Here is a 14220-nt window from a genome sequence, read left to right as displayed (position 1 = left end):
GGCAGCGGTTTCAAAACCTATAATTTGTTTGCCAATGTTTATCATGCTACGATATTGATAAGCGAACCAATCGCTGAAATGGTTATTTTTACAATATCTCCGCTGCGTAAAGTAAAATCATCAGTGGGGATTATTCCTGTACCTGTCATTAAATAGGTTCCATGAGGGAAATCTAACTCCCGAAACAAGTAGGCCACTAGGTCCTTGTGCTTACGTTTCATTTGATTAATGGATATTTGCTCCTTAAAAAGGACCTCAGAATCTCTGGTTATTTCGATGCTGATATTGGTATCCGGATCTATTGGTCCATCTGTAACTAAAAGGCAAGGACCTAAAGCGCTAGCACCATTGTATGATTTGGCCTGCGGGAGGTAAAGCGGATTTTCGCCCTCGATATCTCTCGAAGATACATCATTACCTATTGTATAACCTTCAATAGTGCCTTCTGAGCAGATAAATAAGGTCAATTCCGGTTCAGGCACGTTCCATTTAGAATCTGCCCTGATCCGTATGTTTCCTCCGGAACCTACTGTGCGATAAGGCGGCGACTTAAAAAAAAGTTCTGGCCGGTCTGCATCATATACCCTGGCATAAAAATCCCCTCCTTTTGCTTCTTTTGATTCCTCTATTCTGGCTTCCCTGCTACGAAAATAAGTTACGCCAGATGCCCATACTTCCTGGCTGCCTATAGGCGTTAAAACAGCTGAATGGGTAAGCGCTTGTAAATCTTCGTTAGGTTGGAGATGTTGCAGCTCGCTACTGATCAATTTAAAGAGGTTGCTCCTGTTTACGAACCTATCCCAGCTTTTTTCTTCTGTTAAAAAATATTGGTTATTGTGGTGTATAATAATCCCGCTAGAAGTGTTATAAATTCTCATAATTATTTGGTTTAGTTTTTTGGATCGAAAATTAAGTTCGAACTTTATTTAAGCATCCAGGCGGTAAAATCTAAAGCCAAATAAGTCGTTTTAACGCACATTTATAGCATAATGTTAATATAATACAATAAAATGCTTCAATACTAAAATTACTGGTTTGCGTTGCCTAATTTGATCAGGATTTGATCATTATTAATTAAGATACTTTTTGATTTGAGCTTACATCAGGCAAATCACCTGGCAAGATCTTAAACGAAATACCCCATTTAAAAGCAAGTCAAAACCTGGTAAACCTCAGTTCGACTAATATTTATTTACACTTATTTACACTGACTAATTTTAAATCCCTGAAACCACCGCGATCATGTTGATCGGATAGCTATCGGATTTATTTTGCAAAGTAGAAATTGTCTTTTCAATTGTCTTGTAACTACTAACTGGTCAGCATCTTTACTGCTAAATGAACCCTGACCTGTAGCAAAGGGGAAAGCTACGCAGTAAAATAAGCTACCATTGACAGAATCTCTCAGTACGGCCGTCATTCTCGCGCAGGCGGGAATCTTAAAGCGCTTGCATTACGATTATTCATAAGTTTTTCCTTTTATTTATAGGCATTCATGAGCACTCCGTGGTTCCCAATCAAGTTGGGAATGACGATTCCTCTCAAAGCTTATAACTCTAAAAAATTTGTCATTCATGTTGATTCTAACAATTAATTAACCCGTCACCCTGGGGGTAATTTATAGTATAAAACAATATGAATGGACAGGAGAATTTTTAACGAGCTGTAGGCTGTGAGGAATCGTCATTGCGAGAAGGCTTTTTCAGCCGACGAAGCAATCTTACAACGATCGCTACTAGCGTGCGCATTAAGATTGCTTCGTTCCTCGCAATGACGATTTTTCTATTGGAGTCTGTCAATGGACGGCCATGAACGAAAAATGTCTGTAGCAGACCTTTAAAGGAAGATTAATAATCAAACTGAGGTTACTAGGCAAATTTTCTCTCTTCGGTTTTAAGATAATTGTATCTGTAGTCCATTGGATTTTTTTTAGTAAGCGCTTTAAATTGATGATAGAAGTGAGAAATATTGTTGTAGCCACAGGCATAGCCTACCTCAGTCATATTAAATTCTTCTTCTAATAGCAATCTGCATGCATTTCCAATTCTCACTTCCATTAAAAACTGGATATATGTTTTCTTCGTTTTGGATTTAAAGTACCTGCAAAAAGAGTGTTTTCCCATGTTAATTAATGCAGCCACATCTTCCAACCCTACTTTTTTGTGGTAATTATTAAACGTGTATTCGAATATGGTGTTAATGCGGCTTTGATCGATGCTATTCACTTCCGGGTTAAAGCCGTTGGATGATATAATTTCATATTCTTTCGATGCAGCTATTATTTCTAGAGCAGACAATAAATTGATCAACTTACGGGCAGGCGATTCGTTGAGCATTTCCTCCGCTATTTTGCCAACCTTTCGTCTGGTTACGCCTTTTAAACGCAAACCCAGCTTACTTGTGTTCAGCAGTTTAACAATCGGACTAATTTCAGGAAGATTTAAAAATGCATCACCCCAGATGTTGTTTTGAAAAAGAATCACAATTGTTTCTCCAACTTTTTCGGTATCGCTCTCCAGATATTTTTGTTCACACCGGAAAGTATGTGGCAGGTTTGATCCAAATAAAAATACATCACCATTTTTAAAAGGACCAACATGATCGCCTATCAGGCAGGTACCGTAGGTTCTTTTAACTACCAATAATTCGCATTCGGGATGATAGTGCCATGCACTTAATATCGCATGCCCTATATCCTTATGGATATTAAAGGAATGCTCCGGGTTTGGAGTAGCCTTTTTTAAAGTAGCCTTCATGTTTATAATTGGTTAACTATAGCATGAATTTATAAATTATGTACGATATAATGCATATCTATTACCTATTAATGGTAGTTATATTAACAACGCCAGGTTTTATGATTTGCGGAACAGATTGGCTTCATGTTGAATAAAAATTGTAAGTAATTGATAAACAGACATATTTTATATGTTTTATCAGACAGCAACTCCTACCACAAAGGAATAGCTATGTTAATATGTTACAATTTTTTGCTGTAATACTGAAATTGCTTTTCATTAAAGTTGTCTTTATTTGCTTGTGTAACATAACTGTTTCGAAACCAAATATAAAAGGAAAAATGGATGCTGCTATTCTTCGCAGCTGCTTTCTTCAAATAAACCATTTAGCCTAAACGTATTTGCCTTAGCTAAATAGAACAGGGATTGATTAACCAGCAAACCAATATAATCATTATGAGATAGATTTACTTCACATTCAACCACCATACTTAAGCGCTAAACGCTGCGTATGCTCCGAACTGACAGCACCGCCCCTTCTGCGGTTTATTACAAAAAAACAATTCTAACCAAACAACAATTATGAAAAAAAAATTACTTCCACCAGTATTTATTTGTACTGTGTTAACGGTATTCATGCTTTTCGAGTCTGCAAGCGCATCAGTTGGTGGACTAACAACCGTAATATTTAGCAAATCTTTAACAATCAAAAAGTTAAAATTAGCGCCGATAGGAATTACAGGTAAAGTTACTGATGAACAGGGTGTTGGTTTACCCGGCGTTAGCGTTGCTGAAAAGGGAACGCGGAATGCTACGATCACCAATTCGTCTGGCAGTTATACGATAAATGTTGCAAATACCAATGCGGTGTTGGTGTTCACATCCATTGGCTTTAAGCCCGTAGAAATAACAGTAAATACAAAAACCGTTGTCAATGTTACTATGCTAACGGTTACGAATGCTTTGAATGAGGTTATCGTAACTGCCCTCGGTATAAAGCGGGAGGCCAAAAGCCTGGGCTACTCGGCTCAAAAAGCCGATGTAGAGGCATTACAAACTAACCGCACCACTAACCTTGCCAATGCGCTTGAGGGCCAAATCTCCGGATTGGACGTTTCTCCACCCGCCGCAGGGCCAGGCGGAAGTACAAAGATCCGTTTGCGTGGACAATCTTCTTTCACCGCAGACAATTCGCCGCTGATCGTAATCAATGGCTTGCCAATGTCGCAGGGTGCAAGCAGTAGTAATGGTTATACACAAAATGTCGACCAGGGAGATAATCTGCAAGGCATCAATCAGGACGACATCGAATCGATGACTGTGCTAAAAGGATCTACCGCTGCAGCCTTGTATGGCTCGCGTGCCGTTAACGGTGCAATCATTATTACAACAAAGTCGGGATCCAAAAATAGTGGATTAGGTATTGAGTTCAACTCTAATTTTACAATAAACCAAGCGCTGGATTATACAGATTTTCAATATGAGTACGGGCAAGGTGAAAATAATATCCGTCCCTCATCACAAGGAACTGCGCAGAGTTCTGGGGCCTGGAGTTTTGGTGTGCCATTTGATAATGTACCAACGTATCAATTCGACGGTGTTCAGCGTCCTTATGCGCCTGTTAGAGACCGGATCAGTACATTCTTTAGACTTGCACCATCATGGAGCAATACCGTTGCACTTTCTGGCGGTAACGATAAAGGAAGTTTTCGGGTGTCTCTTTCTAATCAAGACGCTCAGGGCATCATACCAAACAACGATTATCATAAAAAGATTTTTAACGTTGGCATTAACTATAAACTTACCGATAAATTATCTGCACAATTTTACGTTAACTATGATCATCAATTTAATAACAATCCGCCACTTGTAGGTGTACAGGGAAATGCAATTCCTACATCAATTTACCGGTTGGCTAACTCCATTTCTTTTGATGTACTCGAGGCAGCTGCAACAGATGCCAACGGAAATGAAACACCTACCTCGAGGTTCGCTACCGTTACCAACCCCTACTGGATATTAGCGCACCAGTTTCAACGACAAACAAAAGATCATTTGTTGGGTACTGCGGTGGTACGTTATCAGTTTTTCGATTGGCTATATTTTCAGGGCAGGGCAAATATGGACCTTTTGCAATCTACCTATGAATCAAACACGCCGACGGGTACACTGGCAGTATCAGCAGCACCAGCAGGGCTGTATAACGGTAGCTTTGGGATAAATACAGCAAATACACGCCAAAATAATTTTGACTTTTTGCTGGGCGGTGGGCATAAGTGGAAAGATTTTTCATTTAATGCAACGGTAGGTGGTAATAACTTTCCCTTAATCACTTCGACATTTAGTGAAGCGGTAACCAACTTTTACATCAGAGGTTTATATACGATTGGAAACGGTGTTACGGCAAATTCGAGTTACAACCAGACTAAACAAACCGTAAATTCCTTGTATGGTACTGCAGAATTGTCCTACAAAAATTTATTGTACCTCAATCTTACCGGCCGTACAGACTGGTATTCGGTACTGGCCAGAGATATAGATCATTATTTCTATCCTTCAATTAGCGGAAGCTTCGTTTTTTCGGAATTACTTCCAAAAACAAAATGGTTAAATTTTGGAAAGATCAGAGTTGCTGTTGCAGAAACGGGAAGCGCCCAGGGGGTTGCCCCCTACAATGCATTAACATTTGCGCTTGCTCAAAATTCATTCAACGGGCTTCCCTTAGGAAGTATAAACGGGACAGCTTCACCAAATACCCAGATTAAGCCATTTGGCGTAAATGAAAAAGAAATCGGTATCGAGTTACGCATGTTCAACAACAGAGTAAACCTGGACGTAGCTGCTTACGATAAAAAGACGACTAATCAAGCCGTTCCAATAAGCCTGTCTGCAGCAAGCGGATACAGCACCACGCTGGTTAACTTAGGTGGTTTAGACAATAAAGGATTAGAATTTAACCTGGAATTAATACCTATCCAAAACAAGAACTTTACCTGGAAAACGACTTTTAATTCTGCTTTCAACTCTTCCAAAGTGCTGTCGTTAGCTAATAACCAATCGCAACTTGTAGTGGGCAGTCCTGAGTTTTTTGGGTCTATTGTTCACGTGGTAGGTTTACCCCTTAACCAAATTGTAGGTTCAACTTACAAGCGCGATGCTTCCGGAAATATCGTATTATCGGGAGGCAAACCCGTAGCAAGTGATAAACCGGTAAATTTCGGTAGTGGTCTTCCTAAAGCAACAGGAGGCTGGCTAAATACGTTCAATTACAAAGGCTTTACCTTTATTGCCCATATTGATTATAAAGCAGGTGGTAAAGTACTATCGAGCACAAGTTTAAATTTATTAAGAGAAGGTTTATCAAAAGAGTCTTTACCTGGCCGTGTGGGTGGCGTAATTTTTCCTGGCGTAAACGCTACTGACGGATTGCCAAACACCACCGCTGTAAATGCAGAAGATTTTTACGCAAATTATCGTTCGACGAATATCCTGGATCCATTTATTTACAGCTCGAGCTTTGTTAAATTAAGAAGCCTTTCGTTGGGGTACGACCTGTCTAAATTTATCAATAAAAAATATGTGAAAGGCTTAGTGCTTTCTGCGGTATGTCGCAATGTATTGATCATCAAAAAATACACGCCCAACATTGATCCCGAAGCAATAGCCTCAAGCGGAGATAACCTAACCGGTTATGAGCAGGCATCACTGCCAACAACACGTACTTACGGATTTAACTTAAACGTAAAATTCTAACTCTATATACAATATGAAAAGTTTAATCAGAATTATAGCCATCGCAATCTGGATTCCAGTAATTTCCAGTTGCAATAAAGGGTTTGATAAATTGAATATTAATCCAAATAATCCAACAGAACTCGATGCGGCATTCTTGTTTACGAGTGCGCAATTTGGAACACATGGAGCGACGATGGAAACTGAGCCAACAATTGTACAACAATTTGTAAATCCGTTTTCGGGAATCACCTCGGCATTTAATTTTAATCAGCTGAATCAAACCTATACTTCGCAAAATTGGAATGCAGAATATACAGGAACAAATAGTGGCGCAACAAGCTCTTCAGGCCCTGTTCAATTACTGGTCCAGATCTTAAGCCAGCTCAAAGGCAATGCAGCAAGAACAAATTTATATAACGAAGCCAGAATCTGGAAAGCCTACCAATTTATGATGCTGGTAGACAGTTACGGAAACGTACCCTATAGTGAAGCCGGACAAGCCTATTTATCGAATGTGCTTACCCCTAAATACGATAATCAGGCAGCGATTTACACCGACCTGATTAAAGAAGTTACTGAGGCAACGGCAGCTTTAGATCCGGCAAAGGATATTGTAAAGGCTGATGTGTTTTACGGTGGCAATATCGCCCAATGGAAAAGATTGGGTTATTCCTTATTACTTCGATTGGGCATGAGGTATAGTAAACTAGATCCGGGAAAAGCGCAGGCTATTGTGCAAGCTGCCGTAATGGGTGGTGTAATGACATCAAATGCCGACAACTGTTATCTGAAATATAATACCACTTACGTTAATCCCGTGAGCCAGACGATTACTGCGATCGCGAATACTTATTATTTAGCGGCTCCCTTTGTAGACCAACTCAAAAACAGTGGCGATCCGCGATTGAAGTTTATATCCGGCAAATACGCAAACCCTTTAGCAGCACCTATAAGCGTACCGGATACCATATCTGCAAATCAGTTCGGACTTCCTGTAGGATATAGCAGTGCTACTTTATCAACTGCTCCTGGATTTAGAGGTGCCAACGGCTCGGGTTTTAATTATTCGCAGGTTAATTATAGTATTTTCGGTAGTTTAACCGCTCCGCAGTTTTTTATCACTCATGCCCAAACGCAATTCCTGCTGGCAGAGGCCGCTTTTAGAGGCTGGATACCGGGTGGTAGTACACCTGATGTTTATTACGCTAATGGTATCCGTGCGGCAATGGACCAATGGACAACCTATAACGCGGCAGCCATTATTCCTTTAGCTACGCAAAATGCATTTATTAATTATTCTGTTAATGCTTATACAACGGCAAATGCACTCAAGCTTATTAATACGCAATATTGGGTGGCTTCCTGGGGCAATGGTACCGAGGCATTTGCTAACTTCAGGAGGAGCGGTTTTCCAGCTTTATCGCCCAATACCATCGCAGGACAAAATATAACCGGTGGTTTTGTTCGCCGCTTTGTTTATCCAACGCTTGAGCTTTCTGCAAATGCAACGAATTACCAGGCAGCGGTTGCAGACAATGGTGGGCCAGATAATATGGACACACGCGTTTTTTGGGATAAATAGAAAAAATGCCCGCGACAGATATGGGTAACATTCTTATTAATTTTACCCATATCCTGTATGCTCCACTAATTATTTTGTAATTTACTTTCAGTATAAATCTAACCTAAATTAAATGTTAAACCGTAGAAATTTCCTTAACTACGCTGCAACTGCAGTAGGAACCACTGCTCTGCTTTCTGCTTTAGACAATCCTGCCTATGCCCTTTTCAGTAAGACTATTGGCGCAAACGACCAGATCAATATTGGTGTAATAGGAATCAAAGGCATGGGATGGTCCGACCTCAAAGCGGCCCTCAAAGTACCGGGCGTAAACCTGATCGCCCTGTGCGACAGTGATGCCAATGTGCTTGATGAAAGGATGGCCGAATTAAAGTCGATGAATGTTGACGCCGCAAAAGTAAAAAGATATAAAGATTACCGTGCGCTGCTCGATAATAAAGATGTCGATGCCGTAATTATCGGCACACCAGATCACTGGCATGCCCTGATGATGATCCATGCAGTACAGGCAGGTAAAGATGTATATGTCGAAAAGCCGGTCGGCAACTCTATTGTAGAATGCAGTACCATGGTTAAAGCACAGGAAAAATACAATAAAGTTGTGCAGGCAGGTCAATGGCAGCGCAGTCAGCAACATTTTAAAGATGCTGTCGATTTTGTAAAGAGCGGCCAGTTGGGAAATATCAGAACGGTAAAAGTATGGTGTTACCAGGGCTGGATGAAACCTGCTCCCATAGTGCCTGATACCCTACCCCCTGCAGGCGTTGATTATGCCATGTGGCTTGGGCCGGCGAATAAAAGAGCATTCAATGCCAGCAGATATCATTTCAATTTCCGCTGGTTCTGGGATTACGCCGGTGGCTTAATGACCGACTGGGGCGTGCATTTACTGGATTATGGCTTGCTGGGTATGAATTCACCTGTACCAAAAACCATATCTGCATTAGGTGGCCGCTTCGCCTATCCCGATCTGTATGAAGAAACGCCTGATACGCTCACTACCCTATACGAGTTTGACAAGTTTAACATGGTATGGGATTCTGCTATGGGCATCGATAACGGGTCTTATAACCGCAACCATGGGATTGCCTATATCGGTAACAATGGCACGCTGATCCTCAACAGGCAAGGCTGGGAAGTTATTGAAGAAAAGGTAAGCGGCAATAAAGTGAGCAAGCCCTTTGTTAAATCCTCAGATAATGGACTGGACAATCATATGGTCAATTTCTTTAGTGTGGTCAGATCCAGAAAAAAAGAAGAACTGAATTGTTCTATACAGGATGCTGCGCATGTAGCTACCGTTGCCCAAATGGGAAATCTTGCCTTCAGAAGCGGACAAAAATTATCATGGGACCATGCCAAACATCAGTTTACAGACCAGAAGGTCAACGATAAATATCTGTTGGCCCAGTATCACAGTGGCTACAGCTTACCCAAAGTTTAACGCTACAGTTTAAACAGATCAGATGTGTACATTTCCCTCCGGGATCACATCAAAGACTATCAAAATATATAAAGCCTTGCAATCGCACGATTGCAGGGCTTTTACTTTAGGATTGCCAAATCGTTGAGAAGCTATTATCAAATATTTTTTTCCTTAAATACTGGCAAGAGATTATAGATACCAAAGTTTTCGTTATCTGTAATTTCTTCGATTAACTTGGCAGATCCGCCTATAAAAGTAAATTGTAAGTCGTAATCCGTTACGATACACCAACTTTTGTTGTCAGGAAATATTGCCGTAGGATTATTCCTGATCTCATCTTTTGACCTTATTGTTTCACTATCTGATAACTTTGATTTAAACAATTTCTCTTCATTCCAACTTGTAGTTTTGAGAAGGCAGTAATAGTAGTTAACTATTTCGTTGCCATACTTCTGCTTTATCTTCTGGAGCACAAAATCTAATTGCTCATCACCACAATCTCCTTCTTCGGGTAAGCCAATGTACACAGGCCAATTTGGTAAGAGCCCCATTCTAATTTTGTCCTGAATTTCATTAGCGGTCGAGATATCAAACTTTTCACCGAATAGATCGAAAAAGGAAGACCATGAAATGGGCTGCAGGCTTTTATTAGCGTTTATAGCGTCATGACTTGCATCACTGTCTGCAAGTTTTTTTTGATCTGCGTCGATCCAAAACGGATGTAGCATTATAGCATAACTATCGAAAATAAGCGGACAACAAAGTGTAAGATAGTACCAAAAGGAGTTTTCTTGAGTTCGATTGCCATCAACTTCCACATTTGGGCCCATTGATGCTTGTCGTTTTATCCAGTCGGGTAATAGGTTATCTTCCAAATTCATAATAAATTTTGCATACTTAAATTTATAATTTCCTCCTTCAATTCTATTTCATGTCTGTCCGTAGAGTTTCCGCAGGGATCTACGGAATAGTAAATAGAAAAGAGTCTGTGATACGCTTTTATTTGAGTTTATAAGTTCAATTTTATTCTTATATCTGTAGAGACGCTGCGCTTAACTCTACGGACAAAGGGGGATTTACTGACTTTGAATAATTGTTGGAACTTTCTTATAATTTTTCATTTGGCTTTCAGTACCAACAATGTTTACACCTTCGTCAACATAAATTATATTCATTTTAAGGTTTTGGTTTTTTGTAATATCAATTACTTTAATACCATTTCCATTAACTGTTATTTGAATTAATTCGGGGTTATTCGATAATTCAAGAGTCTTCAATTTATTGTTGTCTAATACCAAGTACTTAAGCCTATAAAATTGACTTAGGTCGATTTTATTAAGTTGGTTGTCCATCATATTCAATGACTCTAAATTTGGACAATTTTTTATATTCACGTTAGTTAGCTGATTTAAGCCACAACTAATTTGTTTTAGAGCTGGCATATTTGAAATTTCAAATACATTTAAAGCATTTTTAGCACAATAGATGTCTGTCAGGAACTTTAAACTATCAAGTTTCAATCCACTAATTTTATTATTTGTTATTAATAGTTGTTCTAAGTTCTTGAAATATTTTACGTCATTAACATTTACAAGATTTTGTCCCATTAGGTCAAGCGTTTTTATTTGATCAGCTTCATTTGCCTCAATCCTTCCGTTACTGTTTAAGTCAATTTCTGGATATTTGGTTAATACTATTCTTTCGAAATTTGGATTCTCAAATTTAATCTCGCCCTTATGTCCTAGAATGTTTAAAGTAAAAAGTATTATCAAAATTTCTATTCTCATTTTTTTCTGTTCACGGTTATGGTCGGAAAATTAACTTCATTCATTCACAAATAAAAGGCATGTTACTTTGTTTCGCATTAGTGTGAAAATAAGGATATTTAATTCGGCGAAACATAATATAATCCATTATAAACTTAACAACCGATTTACTCGCTGCCATTTTGGATCGTAATTAATTTCGTAAGTGAAAGATACCAATCTGTTTTCTGCCAGACTAACTTTTCTTAAAAATTGCTCGATAGGTTCATTCTCTTCTGAATAACATTGGATTTCCATTCCTTTATCTGATACCAGCCTGGAAACAAAGTGGCAAATGCATATCCTCTTCAATTCATCTGAAAAGAAATCCTCAATTGTGCCCATATCCAAGTCGGGATTATTCTCGGCAACTTTATCAGTGAGATCAATGCTTATCCCGATATGATAAGGGCAAAATTCTTTGAACTCGTACTTTCTATATGATTTATCAACCCAGCCAGTGCCTAGCTTGCCATTTTGCATGGTTAGCTTTAAGAGGGTAAAAGAATGTTTCGGATATATCTGATCCGAATATTTTACCATCTCCCAGTCAACCACAGGAGGTTTGTTTCCAAAAAACTTGTTTAAAAAACTCAACGTATTAGGTTTTTATTGTTAGTTACGGGGTCTTTTGCTTTTCCTCCTTGATCCTCCTGTAAAGCAGTTTAACCATGCAATCAAGTTCGCTCTGCTCACACCAATATTCACTAATATGTCCGTAAGTCTGGTATGTTGAGACGTTAAAGCCTTCCTCAATGTCGTTGTAATAAACTACTGTATTACCGAAGATTGCTACAACCCAAAATCCCCCGCCCTCGTCTCCATATTCGGTTTCCTGCCATTTCTGGGGTGCAATTTTAATCAGGTTCCAAAAGTTCAACGGCTCACCTTCGAGTTTCGATTCTCCCCTTGCGATCCATTCTTCTAATTCAGCTAATGAAATCGGTGTCCACATGCTAAAAGTCGTAAACTGTTACTTCAATATTTTTTTCAGTCAAAGCTGATTTGATCAATGGGTCGATTTTATCCCATGTACCACCAGCCAGACCACATCCAATCCTAGGCATATGCACCGTTGCATCATTTTCAGCTGCAAACTCGGCAACTTTTTCCAGACCGGATAATATTGCCTCATAACGAATTGGTGCATTTCCCATTTCGTCTTTGTTAATTTTATGTTGGCCAATCGGGTTCGCAATCCATAGATCATTTTCAACTTTCACGAACTGGACCTCGCCAAGGGAGAAACCAGTCTTTGATTTGAACCACTCCCGATATCTCTGCTCTGGTTCTTTCCAGCGTTTTGAGATTGCCATCACAAAACCTTTTCCCCACCCGCCGATATCATTGCAGACGTGTACAATTATCTTGTTACCACTAGATGTGGGATTAGTAGCGTCACCTTTTAAATAATTTATCTCCATTATTTTGATTGTTCAATTCCATCATAGTCCTCATTAAAAAAGTCGCTCAAACTCACGCCAAAACAATTTAAGATGTTGATCAATGTGCCAATTGTGATATTGGTATTACCTGCCTCATATTTACCATACTGAGAACGGTTTAAGTTGTGCTCATAGGAAAACTTATCTGGACTAGTACGATAATTAATAAAAATTCGTAAAAATTAAAAATGACATATTAGTTTTTTTTGCCAAAAGTAGTTATTTCACGTAAATTTAGATGCCGCAATTGCAGCTAAAACGTATTAAAAAATTAGTGAGTAATTCAATGAGTAGAACTACAAAAAAGCTTCAAATTCTATTCAAACACTGATTTTAACGCTAGGTGCAAATCCCGACGCGATAACGAAACGTGATACAATTTTTTAGAAGAATGTGTCACGTATTTTTTAAGCGTTGTGACGCGCTTTACTATCCGCTAACTCCTTGATCAAGCGATGGGTACCTTTTCCTGAGTTTGGCTATGCAATGCCCCGTTTTGGCTACGCCGGAGAGCTGAATGCTGATGAACTTTGCCTGTATCAAAATCAAAATAAAATGAAACAGTCAAAAACACCTATTATCAGCTTTAGTCCGGTTGTGTTACCAGTTGCGGGCCGTCACGTAGACCTGGAAATAAAAGTTTCTGCTCCCGCGAGCGGAAACAACCTGCCGGTTATTCTTCTTTCGCATGGACATGGCCCCTCTAACTTTCTTTCTTCGTACAAAGGATATGGCCCCATGGCAGATTTTTTTTCCGCAGAAGGCTTTGTTATCATTCAACCTACTCATCAAAATTCCAAAGTGCTCGGACTTTCCTCATCCCTTCCGGAAGCACCCTTGTTTTGGAGTTCGCGGCCAGCGGATATGAAATTTATCATGGATCACCTGGACGAAATTATTGCCACAGTACCTGGCTTAACCGGAAGAGTCGATAAAGCAAAAGTTGCTGCTATCGGCCATTCGATGGGCGGCCAGACCTTAGCCATGCTGGCTGGCATGGAAGTAACCGACCCGGCAACAGGTAAAATAGTGAATGCCGCAGAACCAAGATTAAAAGCCCGGGTGCTAATTGGTGCTTCTGGTGGACCCGAAGGATTTAACGGAGCCGCCAGACAGCACTATCCTGTATTGGCGGCCGGCAATTTCAGCACCATGACTTTGCCAGCACTTATTGTAAATGGAGACCAGGACAAAAACCTCATGTTCTCTGATGTTGACGATTGGCGTGCGGATGCTTATTATCAAAGTCCTGGCCCGAAGGACCTGCTGACTGTGTTTGGCGCTGAACACATTTTTGGTGGCATATCAGGATATGATGCCCGCGAAACAAGTGATGAAAATCCGGAGCGTGTTGCTTTTGTATGTGAAAGTATTCTTGCGTACATTCGAAGTGCATTCGATCCAACCGATCCAAGTTGGGAACAAGCAAAGAAAAGCCTTAACGGCGTACAAGGTGCGTTAGGCAGTATTGAAAGCAAATCGTAAACAG

Annotated in this window: 12 protein-coding genes; 4 read left to right on the top strand and 8 right to left on the bottom strand. The window is 39.8% G+C overall.

What is annotated here, in order from left to right; all coding sequences use genetic code 11:
* Positions 1 to 41: 41 nt before the first annotated feature.
* Both LQ201_RS08020 and LQ201_RS08015 read right to left on the bottom strand, forming a co-directional pair.
* Complete coding sequence (locus tag LQ201_RS08020) at positions 42 to 878, bottom strand: fumarylacetoacetate hydrolase family protein (protein ID WP_230141053.1); 837 nt, start codon at positions 876 to 878, stop codon at positions 42 to 44.
* Between the two features lie 990 nt (positions 879 to 1868).
* Positions 1869 to 2756, bottom strand: a complete 888-nt coding sequence (locus tag LQ201_RS08015) for an AraC family transcriptional regulator (protein ID WP_230141043.1) — start codon at positions 2754 to 2756, stop codon at positions 1869 to 1871.
* A 564-nt stretch (positions 2757 to 3320) separates the two neighbouring features.
* On the opposite strand from LQ201_RS08015, the gene LQ201_RS08010 reads away from it, so the two are divergent.
* The 3 genes from LQ201_RS08010 to LQ201_RS08000 all read left to right on the top strand — a co-directional run bounded on the left by LQ201_RS08010 (position 3321) and on the right by LQ201_RS08000 (position 9499).
* Positions 3321 to 6491, top strand: a complete 3171-nt coding sequence (locus LQ201_RS08010) for a SusC/RagA family TonB-linked outer membrane protein (protein ID WP_230141041.1) — start codon at positions 3321 to 3323, stop codon at positions 6489 to 6491.
* A gap of 13 nt (positions 6492 to 6504) precedes the next feature.
* Positions 6505 to 8055, top strand: a complete 1551-nt coding sequence (locus tag LQ201_RS08005) for a SusD/RagB family nutrient-binding outer membrane lipoprotein (RefSeq protein ID WP_230141039.1) — start codon at positions 6505 to 6507, stop codon at positions 8053 to 8055.
* Positions 8056 to 8167: 112 nt separating this feature from the next.
* Positions 8168 to 9499 carry a Gfo/Idh/MocA family protein gene (locus LQ201_RS08000; RefSeq protein WP_230141036.1) on the top strand — a complete coding sequence of 444 codons (1332 nt, stop codon included), beginning with the start codon at positions 8168 to 8170 and terminating at the stop codon, positions 9497 to 9499.
* 137 nt (positions 9500 to 9636) lie between these two features.
* Here the strand turns inward: LQ201_RS08000 and LQ201_RS07995 are convergent, their stop codons facing one another.
* From LQ201_RS07995 to LQ201_RS25715, 6 genes are all read right to left on the bottom strand, one after another.
* The gene (locus tag LQ201_RS07995) at positions 9637 to 10362 is read right to left on the bottom strand and encodes a hypothetical protein (RefSeq protein WP_230141034.1); all 726 of its coding nucleotides are present in this window, start codon (positions 10360 to 10362) and stop codon (positions 9637 to 9639) included.
* A gap of 195 nt (positions 10363 to 10557) precedes the next feature.
* Entirely contained in the window at positions 10558 to 11268 is a 711-nt protein-coding gene (locus tag LQ201_RS07990; protein ID WP_230141032.1) for a hypothetical protein, read from the bottom strand.
* Positions 11269 to 11394: 126 nt separating this feature from the next.
* The gene (locus LQ201_RS07985; RefSeq protein ID WP_230141030.1) at positions 11395 to 11883 is read right to left on the bottom strand and encodes a DUF695 domain-containing protein; all 489 of its coding nucleotides are present in this window, start codon (positions 11881 to 11883) and stop codon (positions 11395 to 11397) included.
* Between the two features lie 22 nt (positions 11884 to 11905).
* Complete coding sequence (locus tag LQ201_RS07980) at positions 11906 to 12241, bottom strand: hypothetical protein (protein WP_230141028.1); 336 nt, start codon at positions 12239 to 12241, stop codon at positions 11906 to 11908.
* Between the two features lies 1 nt (position 12242).
* Complete coding sequence (locus LQ201_RS07975) at positions 12243 to 12710, bottom strand: macro domain-containing protein (RefSeq protein ID WP_230141027.1); 468 nt, start codon at positions 12708 to 12710, stop codon at positions 12243 to 12245.
* Entirely contained in the window at positions 12710 to 12898 is a 189-nt protein-coding gene (locus tag LQ201_RS25715) for a helix-turn-helix domain-containing protein (protein ID WP_371823043.1), read from the bottom strand. Before LQ201_RS25715 ends, LQ201_RS07975 begins: the two co-directional genes overlap by 1 nt.
* A gap of 277 nt (positions 12899 to 13175) precedes the next feature.
* Here LQ201_RS25715 and LQ201_RS07970 point away from each other — a divergent pair, with 277 nt between their 5' ends.
* A complete protein-coding gene (locus LQ201_RS07970; protein WP_230146624.1) occupies positions 13176 to 14216 on the top strand; it encodes an alpha/beta fold hydrolase in 1041 nt (346 codons plus the stop codon).
* Positions 14217 to 14220: the final 4 nt, after the last annotated feature.

This window comes from Pedobacter sp. Bi126 (assembly GCF_918698245.1).
Taxonomy (GTDB): domain Bacteria; phylum Bacteroidota; class Bacteroidia; order Sphingobacteriales; family Sphingobacteriaceae; genus Pedobacter.
This window is presented reverse-complemented; position numbering and strand designations above follow the sequence as displayed.